This is a genomic window from Bacillus sp. LK2 (assembly GCF_001043575.1).
Classification (GTDB): domain Bacteria; phylum Bacillota; class Bacilli; order Bacillales; family Bacillaceae_G; genus Bacillus_A; species Bacillus_A paramycoides.
Window position 1 is genome coordinate 1 of record NZ_LDUK01000025.1, and the last position, 13,828, is coordinate 13,828.

Below are 13,828 nucleotides of genomic sequence, written 5' to 3' on the forward strand. Positions count from 1 at the left end.
TTCTCGAAATATTCCCTATTTCCTACAAGTAGATTTTCTGGTAGAACCTTTTCATAGGCAAGTTCTTTATATTCCGGTGCAGCGTCAACCAAAACCATACCACAGATGTCCAGCGGATAAAGACTGGTATACAATCTGGCGACCAACCCACCAAAGGAATGGCCTACTAATATATAAGGCTTCTCCACGTCAAGCGCTTGCAACAATTCGGAGAGCTCCTCGACAAGATCACAGCAAGTTCGCGGGACAGCTATCCTGCCAATACCCGCCCTGTCATAGGACAAGGTTGACGTTTCATCCGATATTCGGTCTTGGACCTTTTTCCATGTTTCATGGCTATCGCCTAACCCTGCAATAAAGATTACGCTTGGTGTATTTTTACGATATTTATTGAACAGTATACGTCTATCATAGAAATTGATTATCTTTTTATGTTGTATAGTCACTTTTAATCACCCAATTAAATTATAAGCTTTACATTATTATTTCTACAATAAAAAAAGGGCCGTTTATGCAGCTCAGTAATATTTTGCTAAAGCTACCCGTTAGTTAAAGATTATAGATAATTAATTTGAAAGTGTTTTTATCTAAATACACCTTTTCTTTTGGAAAGCCAATCTTCTAAGGCATCTTCGTGTAGTTTTGTGAATAATTTCGGTATTTGGTCTATTGGGAAGTATTTTAAATCTAAAGTCTCAATACCATCTACTGTAAGTTCCCCGCCAATTGGCTTGCATTGAAAACAATGAGTGATAGTCTGAGCTTTATCTCCGTTCGGAAACTCACCAGAATATTTAGAGTAGACACCTATAAGATGTTCAACCTCAACATTTAATCCTGTCTCCTCAAGTATTTCTCGTTTAGCGGTTTCTTCAAGAGATTCTCCAAGTTCCATAGCACCACCTGGAAGGCCCCACTCATTTCTATCTCCCCGTTTTTGTAAAAGAATTTCATTTCGTTCGTTATAAACAATACCTCCAGCAAAATTAAGAAATATTAAATCGTGCCCTACTTTTTCCCGAATATAACGAATGTAGTCCTTATTTGTAGTCATAAATTCCCTCCTTTTTATATATAAAATACAAATTAATTATATATAAAAATAGGAGAAAATGGTAATGAAATGATATTATTCCTTATTCAACTAATCTGCCACGTTAGCTTAAGTACACTTCTTCACAATCTTCACGAAACAATTAATAAAGTTACTCCACAATCTGGCTCGATTGTGGAAGATTGAAAATGCGAAAGAGCTGCAAAAATATCCTCTAGGTTATTTTACTAACGCACCGTTTACTTTAATAAAGGATATTTATAATAAGATACTGTTTTATTTTCTTTTCAAACGCATACCTTTTAATTTAGTAATCTTATCTTGATTAAGCAATTGGTTATATATTTCACTCTTAACATCATAAATGGCAATTTTTCCTTGATCGTTATAGTGTATACCCAACCTTAATTTTTCACTAAAGGAGAAGCTCTGAAGCAAGCCATAGATTTTGAAAAAAATTGTTTTCGCAGTTCATCTGTACTTTCTTCTTCTATTTGATTTTTGATTAAATAAGTTTTAAATTGCACATCTTCTTGTGTAAATTTATAAGGATTATTCTTAATTAAATCATATTCAATAGAAGCAATAGTAGGTTTTCCGTTTCTGGTGACAGGTACTATGGCAAAAGTAGCTTTTGAATCCTCTGAAATGGTAATAAGTGTGTTCTTGTAACTCATATAACACCCTCCGTAGTAAACCAGTTTTTCATAAAGATATATAATATTTACAATTATACAAATACCTAAAAAGTAGATTTCCAAGTTTGGGAATCTACTTCAAAAAAGTTCTTCAACAAAAGCGCCCTTTAACTGAATAACGCTTATGCTTCTATTAGCTGGTTTAATGGAATACCTATCTCTATCCAATTACGTGCCGTTTAATTTAAAGTTTCGAATTGGCTTTCCATACCTAACTAAAACGTGCCATAAGAGTTTTAATTCTTGAAGCACCTCTTTATAGGTCCCACGATCGCTCCAAGAATCTGGATTACGTTTCAAGTCTATTGCAGCAGCTCCAATCATGTTCGTGTCTAAAATATGATTACGTGCAATGCGTTTTGCCAGAGAAGGCATTGATGGGCCTCTAAAATCTACAGGAACGTCATCTACTAGAAGTGCAAAGCCTGAGTGCCAGAAAAGATCAATGGAATACTTCAGGCATATTTCTTCAAGGACTCGCCCTACATCCGTGTCCTTAAATGAAGGATCTGCAACAAGTATTTCCACGTCTTCTTTCAGAGAAATATCACCATGAATCTGGGCTTCAATATAGTGGTTAAGATTACGGTCTGGCTCTTTGTTTGCCGGATTCAAGAATGGCTTCTCAAGATTAACTAGCAAATGATTAATTAATTTTGACGGCGTCAAATTTTTTTCACCAATTGCGTAATCTCTTGTGAACGCCTCCTCCAAAAGTGCAGCCATAATCATATCAAACTCTTCATATGTACCTTTTTCCCTGGGGTCTTGATGCGAATCCATATACGTAAATGTGCAGCGATATGAAACATCTGGGTATAGAAGAAAATAGCAAGATCCAAAACGTGGAGATGGTCCATCTGAATGTAACATCAAATTGAGAGCCCCATATTTAGGACGTTGATTATTTGTTGTATCCTTCAGTTGATAGGCTCCTCCAAAAATTCTCTTTTCCCAAAGATCACGTTCACCGCCAGGCAAAGCGGATACACTTCCATTAGATAAAAGCGTTTCAAATTGGCTCTTATATGTCCCCTGCTCAAGCAGTGCTTTAGCAACACATTTCATAGACGAATCGGGTCGATCTGGATGAAAGTGTAAAGCAACCCTTGCATTTTCCATTAATTTCATGATTGCATTTCTAAATGCTTTACCATCGATATTAGACATTTGAAGGATATGATTAATTGTTGCTTTAGCTTCATTTTTATGGTTCTTGGCATAACTTGTAATATATTCTAAAGCAAATTTTTGTGGCATTGATAATTCCATGAATAGATGAACCTCCTTTCATTGGGTACCTGATTTTTTAATTAATTCGTGCTGACCGATAGAATCCCTTCTTCTTTTATTCCACAATCTGGCCCGATTGTGGAATAACATGACTGGCGTTTTTTAAACAACTTTATTATGTTTTAAACGACTTTATTGTAAATTAAACAACTTTATTATCTCTGTACAGCTGCGCTTAGAGGAAGGAGATGAATGGCTGAAGTTCGTTAAAATCATTGCAAACAGCTAAAAAAGTGATTGCTGGAATAGAAGTTATGCATATGATCAAAAAAGGACAAACTCTCCAAGGTGAGAAGTTTGTCCAAAACCATGATTTCTTTGGTTTAACAATATAAAATTCAATTCCGTTAGGAATCTTTCGTTCTTTTTTCATATCCCACTATTTTTGCATGAAAACAAACAATAGTGAATTAGAATAATGACTTAATACTTGCTAGGACAGTAAGGATACCTATAATAATGACAAATACATTGCTCGCTTTCCCTCTATATTTAACTAGTACTGGCACTTTACGAATTGCATACATTGGTAATAAACATAAGATGGCAGCAACTAACGGACCGCTAAGGGCATCAATGATTCCAAGAATACTTGGATTTGCATAAGCAACATACCAGCATGTTAATACGACAAAAGTAAGAATCATTGTCTTAACTGTTTTTTCTCCTATATCTTTCCCACGTTTTTTACCAGACTTGATAATCATGTCACGCATTACCTCATACGCTCCTATATAATGGCCAAGGAAGGACTTTGTAATAGCCACAAACGCAATGATAGGAGCTGCAATAGTGATTACAGGCGAATTAAGCTCATTAGCAAGATAGGATAGGATTGACAAGTTCTGTTCTTTTGCCACCTTAAGATCATTTGGAGTCAAACTTAAAGTACTGCTCCAAACAAAGAACATAACAACAACGAATGTCATGATATAACAAACTTTTTGTATTTGAGCACACTTGGCATCAGTAGCTTCTATTCCATACGTAGCTCTCTGTTTCATAACGAATGACGAAATCATAGGGGAATGATTAAACGAGAACACTATGATTGGTAGTATCATCCATATCGTTCCGAAATATCCTGTTCCTGTTGAAGCAGTAGAAACACTTGAAAAACTAAGCATTGACGTATTCCACTGTGGAATTAAAGATATTGCGATAAAAAGTAGAGAAGCTATGAAAGGATATACTAGCATGCTCATTATCTTTACAGTGATATCTTGACCAAAATTTAGTATAGCGATAAGACCGAGTACTAATACAAGCGATAAAATGGCCCTTGGAGGCTCCTGCATGTGCAATTGATGCACGATAAAACTACTTGCAGTATTTGTAAGTGCAACCGAATACATCAGCACGATCGTATAAATTGAGACGAAATATACTATGTTAAAAATGATACTTGCCTTATTTCCAAAATACTCTCTTATTGTACCTGTAATCCCCTCATCAGCAGAATTTGAAGCGTATATCATTTTAGCAAGCGCCCTATGTGAGTAATACATAACAGGATATGCAAGTATAGTAATTAACAGTAATGATAATAAACCACCTGAACCTGCATTAATAGGTAAGAAGAGTACACCTGCTCCAATTGCTGTTCCAAAAAGGCTCAATGCCCAGGTAGTATCCTGTTTATGCCACTTTTTAGGGTCTAGATATTTCTCATTTTTTACTGCAGTATTTTCAGCTTGAAATTCTATTTTTTTTGCAGTATTCCCATTCATATAATAATTCCCCCTTGTATCCTATTCTTACGTCTCTTTTTAAGGCTTAGGAATATAGGCTATTCTTGAAAAATGTATTGCTTACAAAGTGCGCCACATCGTGTGCCCTTCTTCTAAGTTGATCAAAACCGAAAAATTCGCTAGTTATCAACCTGATGGTTTTATTAGCGCTTACAAAATATTTTAATTATATAGTAGTATATTTTAGTGATAATGTCTCTCAATATACAGACATCCTTAGGAGAACAATAGAGAATAGAATTGTTAACTATTTCACAATATTTCCGATAACTGTTTATTGATTTGATTGTTTCTCTCCAAAGATTTTATTTTTAATGGCAATCCCTGTAGGTGTTGCCGCAATTCCACCTAAACCTGTCTCTCTTAATTCGCGAGGCATCTGTCTTCCAACTCTATACATCGCTTCAATAACTTCATCAGCATTGATGATATTGTTTACGCCGGCTAATGCGATGTCCGCTGCTGCTAGAGCATTTGCCGTTCCAATGGCATTTCTCTTTACACAAGGAATTTCTACCAAGCCAGCGACCGGATCACAAACTAAACCGAGTAAATTTTGTAATGCGGTTGAGAAAGCTTCAGAAGATTGCTGTGGCGTTCCTCCGGCAGCTTCTACCGCTGCTGCAGCCGCCATTGCTGAGGCACTGCCTACTTCAGCTTGACATCCTCCGTACGCTCCTGAAATACAAGCGTTATTTGCGACTATCGTTCCAAATAACGCTGAAGTGAATAGAAAATGGATCATATCTTCATGACTTAACTGCAACGTATCTTTAATACTAAATAGGACTCCCGGGATTGTCCCACTCGCACCTGCTGTTGGGGTTGCACAAATAGCCCCTAATGCAGCATTTACTTCATTAACACCGATAGCACTTTGAATCCCTAACACCATCAAATCTCCAGAAAGAGTTTTCCTATTTTCTCGATAGTTTTTAATTTTAACAGCATCACCTCCGGTTAAACCGGTCGGAGAAAATACCCCGTCGCCCTCGATACTTTTATTTATGGCATTTTCCATAGTCGCTAAATTTCTTTCCATTTTACTCCAAACTTCTTCATAAGACGTTTTAGTTTGTTCGATTTCCTGTTCGATTGCTAATTCATAAATTGGCTTTTGGCTTTTATTAGCTGCATCCACAATTTCTTTTATGATCATATACATATTTTTTCACCCCTTAATGTAACTATAGAATAATGAGATTAGATATATTGCTTAAATTTCCTAATTCCTTCTGAACATTACCAGGCAATAGAGAATCCAAAGCGAATGCATATAAATATTTTCCGTTTTCTTCTAAACTATGAAAGTTGTTAATTTCCACATCATATTGTTTAAAGATCCTGCGTAAGACAAATTCAAAGTCAGCTCTTTCGGAAATCGCAATAATAACTGGCAATGGCCCCTGCAGATCTAAGCTAAATCCGTCAATTTCAACATGTTTGACTTCAATTAATCCACCGCCGACCGAAATACCCATCGTTCTAATACCTCGGTTTTCATCCTCTAAATATACATCTGCCGTATTTGGATGACCAGCAGGACTATCACCGGCTTTTTCAATAAAAGTAATGTCAATTCCTTTAGATTCTGCTATTTTAATAGCATCTGGCACTTTGCTGTCATCGGCAGCAAATCCTAATATCCCAGCAATAATTGCAAAATCAGTTCCGTGTCCTTTATGAGTTTCAGCAAATGATTCATAATACCTTACCACGACTTTTTTTGGAAGACCTTGAAATAATTTATTGGCAACTGTTCCAATAGCCAAAGCACCTGCAGTATGTGAACTTGAAGGACCTATCATTACCGGCCCAATCACATCAAAACAACTTTTGTATTTAATAACCTTTTTTTCTTTAATAGATGCTACATTCATGTTCATATAAGCACCCCCATAATTTATTATTTTTAATTGCAGTTGAATCTAAGTTATTAGAATGACCAATTCAAAATAAGATCAGATTGATAACGCTTTCATTTTTAATGTTAATAAATTTCCCTTCTGATCACACACCTTTCTTAGAGTAATCGTATCAATATGTCCAATTGTAGAAGGTTACTTGCAAGGTCTTTAGAATTTTTGCACTAGAACTAGGTTTGATATTTTCTCTAGAGGTAATAGATTATCTCTCGACGCCCTCATTATAACTTGTATATTTATGAGTTTAATATTTTTTTATTTTCCGAAAGATTGAATAAACAGAATCTTGAATGGATAATAAATTACACTTGGCATGTAGCAATTGTGTCCATTGTTTGAAGCTGTATTAGTTAGTAGAAAAGCAAAAATAACACAGAGTTCCTTTTATTAACACCTTGATTATATTGGAAAATCATTATAAAGATACGTATACTTTCCTTTGTTGAAACATCTTATTTTAGACGTGAAAGCTGTTGCAATAAATGATTAATGTAGATGGAAAGGAATAAATTAATGAAATATAAAATCTTTTTCGGATATTCATGATATATTTTGCATCTATATACATTTTCAGAAAAAAGGAACTTCTTTTTAAATTTGAACATACCAAATTGAGTAAGAGTAATAGAACGATATTTTTTAAAACTTTTCCTTTTTGGATAGCCAGCATCCTTTTTAAAGAACTTTTTATAGGCTTTTTCCAAGCGCGCAAACACTTCCTGAAAAGGTTGCGAAGGTTGCGAAGGCAGCTCTTTTAAGAAATGATATATCTTTTTATCAAGTCTTTGCTGATCTTGTAATTCATACCGTGTTAAGTCTTTTTTGTTTATAATATCGTTGTTTATCTAGCAAAGCGGAATTATATTGCTGACGACAAATGGAAATCCACCTCTCTAATGTATGTTGTTGTTCTTCTGTAGGATAGATTTCAAACCTGTAGTTCAATTTCATTATGTCGTCACATACGAACATTTGTTCTCGTAACTCTGTTATAAACAAATTGTACGATGCTTTACCACTCAGAAGTACTTTTGTTAGGTCGGGCCATTCATCTCTCACCTACGCTGCGCTTAGAGGAAGGAGAATTCTGGCTGAAGTTTGTTAAAATAGTACCTGTGTGTTAACTTTTCCTAAAGAAAAAAATGAATACTTTTTTACAAATTATAAAAATTACATTACACCTTGATGGAGTAAATCCCCCTTCACTTCCTCTATTTAATTCTTTGGGGAGGATATATTTTCCTGATGATAATCATAACCTATATCAGAATTTCATTTATTATAGGAAAATTCAGAAAGGAATGATTATGATGGGTTTCCCACCTCAACAACAAAGTAAACCTGGCATTGAATCATTAATGATACCTAGACCTATATTTGATAACCCCGATTACAAACCAGCTGGTAAACTTATAAATAAGGTAGCGCTTATAACTGGTGGGGATAGTGGAATTGGGAGGGCTGTCGCTGTAGCCTTCGCGAAAGAGGGTGCAGACATAGCAATCTCATACCTAAATGAACATAGTGATGCAAAAGAAACGGAGTTCTATGTCAAAAAGTATGGCCGTAGTTGCATTACCATTCCAGGTGATATTGGGTATGAGCAGCATTGCCAACAAGCAGTAATGCAAACAATTCACCAATTTGGTCGTATTGACATTTTGGTGAATAATGCCGGTGTACTATACATAAAGAACGGTCTACTTGATGTAGATTCAAACCAACGAGCAAGTACTTTTCACACAAATATTTTTTCGCAGTTTATTTTGACGAAAGCTGCTCTTCCATTTATGAATTCAGGGAGCTCTATAATAAATACAACATCCCTTAGTGCCTATCATGGAGATCAAGATGCAATTGACTACGCGGCATCTAAAGGAGCCATTGTTTCATTTACACGTTCGCTGTCATTGTCACTGGCACCGCAAAGGATTCGAGTTAATGGTGTGGCCCCAGGACCAATTTGGACTCCATTAATTCCATCTTCTTTGCCTCCAGAATGGCTTGCCACATTTGGAGACCATGTTCCTATGAAGCGAGCCGGCCAACCGTTTGAAGTGGCACCTGCTTATGTATTCTTGGCTTCCGATGATGCATCTTACATATCAGGGCAAATTCTGCACGTGAATGGTGGGGAAATTATAAACGGTTAAATATTTAACAAAAATAATCTTAGTTATTATTATTCGAATAGGGTATTTACCCAACACCTTTGGATGAGTCATTTCTATTTTTTTTAGATAGAAAAAGAGAGTCCCTCATTAAACTATTTGAAAAACCACCTTTTACAGAACTGTAGTCAGATTCTTCACTTCCATCCTCTTTTGATATCCAGCGTTCATTCAAAAACACCGAAATGGTACACTTTGTTGCATTCTCACCCCATTTTTCATAAGACACTTGCCATTTATCGATACCAAAGACTTCGTCAAATCGGTCCTGAATGGCGCGAGCGTCAACAAATGGAGCTACATACGCGAAAAATTCCCCTTGGCTTTCGAATGTGTGTGTAATCTTCCATCCCAATTGTTCTAATGGAAATTCCGCTTGTAAATTTTCCATCATGTTAGTCATAATAATCCTCCTACATTATTTGATTTTGTACAATTTATGTGAAATAAATTGTTATTTCGAATTTGAGTGTACCCACTCTTTATTTCGAAATTCATCAATCATTTCACATATGATCCCTCTGTTTTCATGAAGCAGCCACTCCTCATAGGAAGTAATATCCTTTCCTGATTGAATGGATAAGCGCAGATTCAACCCTTCTTTACTTGCACGATTGATATTATGTGCTGCATAAATTAGACTTAGACTCACTTTCAAATCTCTTAAATCAGAAATGATAATATCCTTAAACGTTGTAGCTTTCGCATTGAAATTTTGATTGTGTGCATTTAACATATCGATAGAACTGATCCATAATGGATTAGCTAGTTCTTTAATTTCTTCAATGATGCAATGTAAATAAGCATTGTTCTGTAACTTCTCTTGTGATTTTTCCATGATTGTATTCATGATGTTCCCCCTAAGTAATGAAATAATCGCCTAAAGTGTTGGCTATACAATAAACCCAAACTTAAAGACAACACAAAAGGGCTTCTTCAAGTCGATTAAAAATGTGCATAGCAAAATAAGCTATATATACACTAATCGGCTCAAAGAAGCCCTTTCACAATTGAAACAAGAACACAACTTGCTTCTACAACTCAACCACAACACATAAGGTGTGGGAATAAACGAAATCAAACAAAGTATCATTATACCTATATATTATACATTTCAAATTTTTATATCAATATTTTTTTTAAAATATAAAAATAAATGCTTCATTGTTATTAAAGAAATGCTTATTACTATGCGATTTGAACCATAAATCCGTCATAATTTAAACTATAATATTGCCATAAGGCAGAGTTTTTTAGAGGATATCTTTTTAAAAATGAAATATTACTTGTATTAATGAATGTGGTATTTATGATGGTGAACTATACTGTGGCCTCTAATTATAAGATAAATCCGGATTTTTCGTAATTTTTTCACTTAAAAAGGGAAATATTACATCTTTTGTAAACTTCCTTTTAATGAGATAATTCCATTATATAATTTGGACATGTTTTTTAAAGCTAGATCTTCAAAGTGAAAGGAGCAGATTTTATAATGAGTCAAGAAATGAACTGTACAACACTAAGAAGCCAAATAGAGAAGAAAAGACAGGAAATGATTCGCTTAACTAAACACTATATGCTCACTTCTCCAGAGATAATATGTGTCAGTCAAGAATTAGATAGATTATTAAATATGTTACAAAAAAAAGAATGTTGTGTAGAAGGAAATATCGCATGAATAAATTAGAATTTTATATTTTTCTCCATGGTTTCAACACTTGCAATAGAATGGAAATTTTGCAAGCGTAGAATCTATCGGACCCATCCTTCTAAAAATAGAAAGCCCTGGTTATATTTAATAGCCAGGGCTTTCTATTTTCAGTATTCTTATAAATGTGATTGTGTGTTTCATCTATATTTCCAACTCGTATGCGCCAGCGCTATTTCGCAAACGTAAATCATTATTGATCATCCACAATAATATATGCTGTTCTGATTGGCCCGTGTACACCTACGACAAGGTTCATTTCAATATCCGCGCTATTTGACGGACCAGAAACGAAATTCACACAAGCCGGTAGTTTTTCTCCCGCTTTATTTTGATTATGAATAAGTTTGGTAGCATGGGTTAATCTTGGTACAATCGTACTTTTAGGAACGATTGCAATATATGACTCTGGAAGAAGACTAACATGTCTTCCTTTTAACCCATCATTAAATAGCACAACGGTTCCCGATTCTGCCAGAGTGATATCACTGAACGTAATGCCAAGGTCAGCAGCTTTCGCAAATTCTATGTCCTCTTCTTTATGATCTAATCCCCATGTACGAAAATGTGTTGTACCTTCATTTCTGAAAAATGGAGTAAGACCATACTCGTTAAAGCGCTCATCATTCGAATACATAACAGATTTGATATTCCATTCTTTTATAAAAGATTGAAACGTTTCAACAAGATTTTCCTTTGTTGTTCGCTTCACCTCTGTATGAATAACTTCGCAGTGCTCCATTAACTTTAATACAAGTTCCTCTTGTGTGAATCCTTCAAAAACAGTCCACTGCGGGGAAAAAGACCAGTTCGGTTTTTTCACTGCTTCTGGACGTTTCCTACCAAGCTTTTCTGATAATTGGAGTAAAAATTCCTCACGATTTTGGATGGCCATCATCGTTCTCCTTTTCGTGTTTTTCAAACCACTCTCGAAACGGTTGTTTTTTCGGAACTGGAAAATCTCTCGCATCCGTCCAAGCTTTTAACGGTCCAATTCCACGCTCGATCTTATCCCCTTTTGCAAGAGGTTTTAATGCATACGGAGCGCTCTTCGCAGCAAAAGAAAATAATCTAGAACTCTTCACCGCTTTTTCAAAACCTTTCATAGCCACGTTCCAAGCTACAGGTGATCGTTTTTCTTCTACAATGCGGCTGCGATGTTTAATTAATAAGTCGTGTAACGGGATTTTCACTGGACACGCTTCAGTACAAGCACCACAAAGGCTAGATGCATAAGGTAAATCCTTATATTCATCATATCCCCCTAAAAGCGGTGTCAACACAGCCCCAATTGGTCCTGGATAAATAGAGCCATATGCATGTCCACCAATATGTCGATATACGGGACACACATTAATACATGCCGCGCAACGAATACACTGAAGAACACTTTGGAATTCTGTTCCTACAATATCGGAACGACCATTATCAACAATGACTAAATGAAATTCCTCAGGTCCATCTGTCCCACCAGGCTCAGTTAACCCTGTAATATAACTTGTTAACTTTTGTCCTACAGAACTTCGGCATAGAAGTGTTACTAAAACATCAAGCTCCTCCCATGTCGGAACAATACGTTCCATCCCCATAACTGTAATCAACGTTTTCGGAAGTGTCGTAGTAAGTCTTGCATTTCCTTCGTTTGCTACGATAGAAATCGATCCAGACTCTGCAACAGCAAAGTTACATCCAGTCACCCCTATATCCGCTGCAAAAAAGTCATCACGTAAATACGATCTTACAAACCTCGCCATTTCCGTAGGATCAGATGTTCCAGTATAATTTAACTTTGTTTTAAATATTTCACAAATATGTTCTTTATCCTTGTGAAGACATGGAACAACAATATGTGACGGAGGATCATGGTCATTCACTTGTAAAATAAATTCAGCAAGATCTGTTTCTAACACTTCCGCTCCAGCTTCTTCAATCGCTTCATTTAAACTAATCTCTTCCGTTACCATAGATTTTGATTTCACAATTTTTTTCGCATTTTTCTTTTTTACAATCTCTTTTACATATTCCCTTGCGTCTTCTGCAGTCTTTGCAAAATAAACAAAACCACCGTTTTTCTCAATATTTTCACTCAGCTCATATAAATAATAATCAAGGTTTTCTAATGTATGCTTTCGAATTTCTTCTCCTAAAGCTCGCCAGTCTTCCCAATTCCCAAGACTCTCAGTAGCTTTTAATTTCTTGCCTCTAAGACCATCTTGCGCTTTCCTGACAGCCTGGCGCATAAATTTATCTCCAATACCTGTTTCAGCACGCTTATGAAAGGGATCATTCCCAATTTTCATTCCCATCTTTATATCCCCCTCCTATTTTCGATCTTCATTCAATACTTCAGCAATATGTTTTACTTCAATTGGATAACCATTGCGAGTTAAACGCCCTTTTATATTCATTAAACAGCTACAATCCATCCCGATTAACACTTCCGCACCGGTTTCCATAATATGCTTTACTTTTTCATCGACCATTTGTTCAGAGATTTCTGGCATTTTCACTGAAAATGTACCACCAAATCCACAGCAATCATAATTATGTGGTAACGAAACAACTTCCAGTCCCTTTACACATTTTAATAATTTTTGCGGCGGTTCCTTAATTCCCATTAATCGGCTCATATGACAAGATGTATGAACCGTTGCTTTTTTATGAAGCTCCGCACCTAAGTCTTCTTTCCCTAATACTTCAACAAGAAATTGCGTGAACTCATATGTTTTATTTGCAAGTTCAGTCGCTTTTTTCTTCCACTCTGCTTCACTTTCAGAAAATAAGCTCGAAAACTCGTGAACCATCATAGCGCAAGACCCCGACGGTGCCACAACATATTCTGCACCAGTAAAGGCTTCAATCATATGTTTTGCAGCTGTTTTTGTTTCTTTAACATACCCGCTATTATAAGCAGGCTGTCCGCAGCAAGTTTGACTTTTAGGAAAATCAACTTCACACCCTAAATCTTCAAGAATTTCCACAACATCTCTTCCTACTTCCGGATAAAAAATATCTGCAACACAAGTGATAAATATTGATACTTTCATATTTGACACCCCTAAATACAGTAAAGTATGCTCAAGTAACTTTATAACCATTTTTACCTTCCTTGTATATTATTGGTAAAAATTTTAAAAATATGAATAGAAATAACAAAAAAGTGATTGAGGACTATCTCAATCACTTTTTCTTACTAAAATACGATGCAATCGCAAATCTTAAAACAAA

At 35.6% G+C, this 13,828-nt stretch carries 13 protein-coding genes and 3 pseudogenes; 3 read left to right on the forward strand and 13 right to left on the reverse strand.

The window, feature by feature from the left end; genetic code table 11:
- The 4 genes and pseudogenes from VK90_RS17355 to VK90_RS17370 form a co-directional block, all read right to left on the reverse strand.
- Window positions 1-446, reverse strand: a 446-nt coding sequence (locus tag VK90_RS17355; protein WP_048374231.1) for an alpha/beta fold hydrolase, incomplete at its 3' end; no start/stop codon positions are given.
- A 137-nt stretch (window positions 447-583) separates the two neighbouring features.
- Complete coding sequence (locus tag VK90_RS17360; protein ID WP_048374232.1) at window positions 584-1,054, reverse strand: NUDIX hydrolase; 471 nt, start codon at window positions 1,052-1,054, stop codon at window positions 584-586.
- A 276-nt stretch (window positions 1,055-1,330) separates the two neighbouring features.
- Window positions 1,331-1,731, reverse strand: a pseudogene (locus VK90_RS17365) (DUF6157 family protein).
- 189 nt (window positions 1,732-1,920) lie between these two features.
- The gene (locus VK90_RS17370) at window positions 1,921-3,024 is read right to left on the reverse strand and encodes a DUF3626 domain-containing protein (RefSeq protein WP_048374233.1); all 1,104 of its coding nucleotides are present in this window, start codon (window positions 3,022-3,024) and stop codon (window positions 1,921-1,923) included.
- Between the two features lie 227 nt (window positions 3,025-3,251).
- Between VK90_RS17370 and VK90_RS30770 the strand changes: the two are divergent.
- Window positions 3,252-3,380 (forward strand): annotated as a pseudogene (locus VK90_RS30770) (IS6 family transposase); the annotation flags it as partial.
- Between the two features lie 75 nt (window positions 3,381-3,455).
- Here VK90_RS30770 and VK90_RS17380 read toward each other — a convergent pair.
- The 4 genes from VK90_RS17380 to VK90_RS30775 all read right to left on the reverse strand — a co-directional run bounded on the left by VK90_RS17380 (window position 3,456) and on the right by VK90_RS30775 (window position 7,693).
- Window positions 3,456-4,775: an aromatic amino acid transport family protein gene (locus tag VK90_RS17380; protein ID WP_048374234.1), complete on the reverse strand. Its 1,320-nt coding sequence runs from the start codon at window positions 4,773-4,775 to the stop codon at window positions 3,456-3,458.
- A gap of 295 nt (window positions 4,776-5,070) precedes the next feature.
- Complete coding sequence (gene sdaAA / locus VK90_RS17385; RefSeq protein ID WP_025147696.1) at window positions 5,071-5,961, reverse strand: L-serine ammonia-lyase, iron-sulfur-dependent, subunit alpha; 891 nt, start codon at window positions 5,959-5,961, stop codon at window positions 5,071-5,073.
- Window positions 5,962-5,983: 22 nt separating this feature from the next.
- Window positions 5,984-6,682, reverse strand: coding sequence for an L-serine ammonia-lyase, iron-sulfur-dependent subunit beta (gene sdaAB, locus VK90_RS17390; RefSeq protein ID WP_048374235.1), 699 nt, complete (start codon window positions 6,680-6,682; stop codon window positions 5,984-5,986).
- Window positions 6,683-7,522: 840 nt separating this feature from the next.
- Window positions 7,523-7,693 carry a helix-turn-helix domain-containing protein gene (locus VK90_RS30775; RefSeq protein WP_331457105.1) on the reverse strand — a complete coding sequence of 57 codons (171 nt, stop codon included), beginning with the start codon at window positions 7,691-7,693 and terminating at the stop codon, window positions 7,523-7,525.
- A 338-nt stretch (window positions 7,694-8,031) separates the two neighbouring features.
- Here VK90_RS30775 and VK90_RS17400 point away from each other — a divergent pair, with 338 nt between their 5' ends.
- On the forward strand, window positions 8,032-8,874 hold the full coding sequence (locus VK90_RS17400; protein ID WP_048374281.1) for an SDR family oxidoreductase: 843 nt from the start codon (window positions 8,032-8,034) through the stop codon (window positions 8,872-8,874).
- A gap of 103 nt (window positions 8,875-8,977) precedes the next feature.
- On the opposite strand, the pseudogene VK90_RS17405 reads toward VK90_RS17400, so the two are convergent.
- Window positions 8,978-9,295, reverse strand: a pseudogene (locus VK90_RS17405) (Rad52/Rad22 family DNA repair protein); the annotation flags it as partial.
- A 51-nt stretch (window positions 9,296-9,346) separates the two neighbouring features.
- Window positions 9,347-9,742 carry a hypothetical protein gene (locus VK90_RS17410; RefSeq protein ID WP_048374237.1) on the reverse strand — a complete coding sequence of 132 codons (396 nt, stop codon included), beginning with the start codon at window positions 9,740-9,742 and terminating at the stop codon, window positions 9,347-9,349.
- A gap of 642 nt (window positions 9,743-10,384) precedes the next feature.
- On the opposite strand from VK90_RS17410, the gene VK90_RS17415 reads away from it, so the two are divergent.
- Window positions 10,385-10,570, forward strand: a complete 186-nt coding sequence (locus tag VK90_RS17415; RefSeq protein ID WP_002175056.1) for an aspartyl-phosphate phosphatase Spo0E family protein — start codon at window positions 10,385-10,387, stop codon at window positions 10,568-10,570.
- A 223-nt stretch (window positions 10,571-10,793) separates the two neighbouring features.
- Here the strand turns inward: VK90_RS17415 and VK90_RS17420 are convergent, their stop codons facing one another.
- Genes VK90_RS17420 through VK90_RS17430 form a run of 3 tightly spaced genes read right to left on the reverse strand, consistent with a single transcriptional unit; the run spans window position 10,794 to window position 13,647 of the window.
- Entirely contained in the window at window positions 10,794-11,495 is a 702-nt protein-coding gene (locus VK90_RS17420; protein ID WP_048374238.1) for a LutC/YkgG family protein, read from the reverse strand.
- Window positions 11,476-12,906: a LutB/LldF family L-lactate oxidation iron-sulfur protein gene (locus VK90_RS17425; RefSeq protein ID WP_048374239.1), complete on the reverse strand. Its 1,431-nt coding sequence runs from the start codon at window positions 12,904-12,906 to the stop codon at window positions 11,476-11,478. Before VK90_RS17425 ends, VK90_RS17420 begins: the two co-directional genes overlap by 20 nt.
- Window positions 12,907-12,921: 15 nt before the next feature.
- Window positions 12,922-13,647 carry a (Fe-S)-binding protein gene (locus tag VK90_RS17430; RefSeq protein ID WP_048374282.1) on the reverse strand — a complete coding sequence of 242 codons (726 nt, stop codon included), beginning with the start codon at window positions 13,645-13,647 and terminating at the stop codon, window positions 12,922-12,924.
- Between the last annotated feature and the right edge of the window lie 181 nt (window positions 13,648-13,828).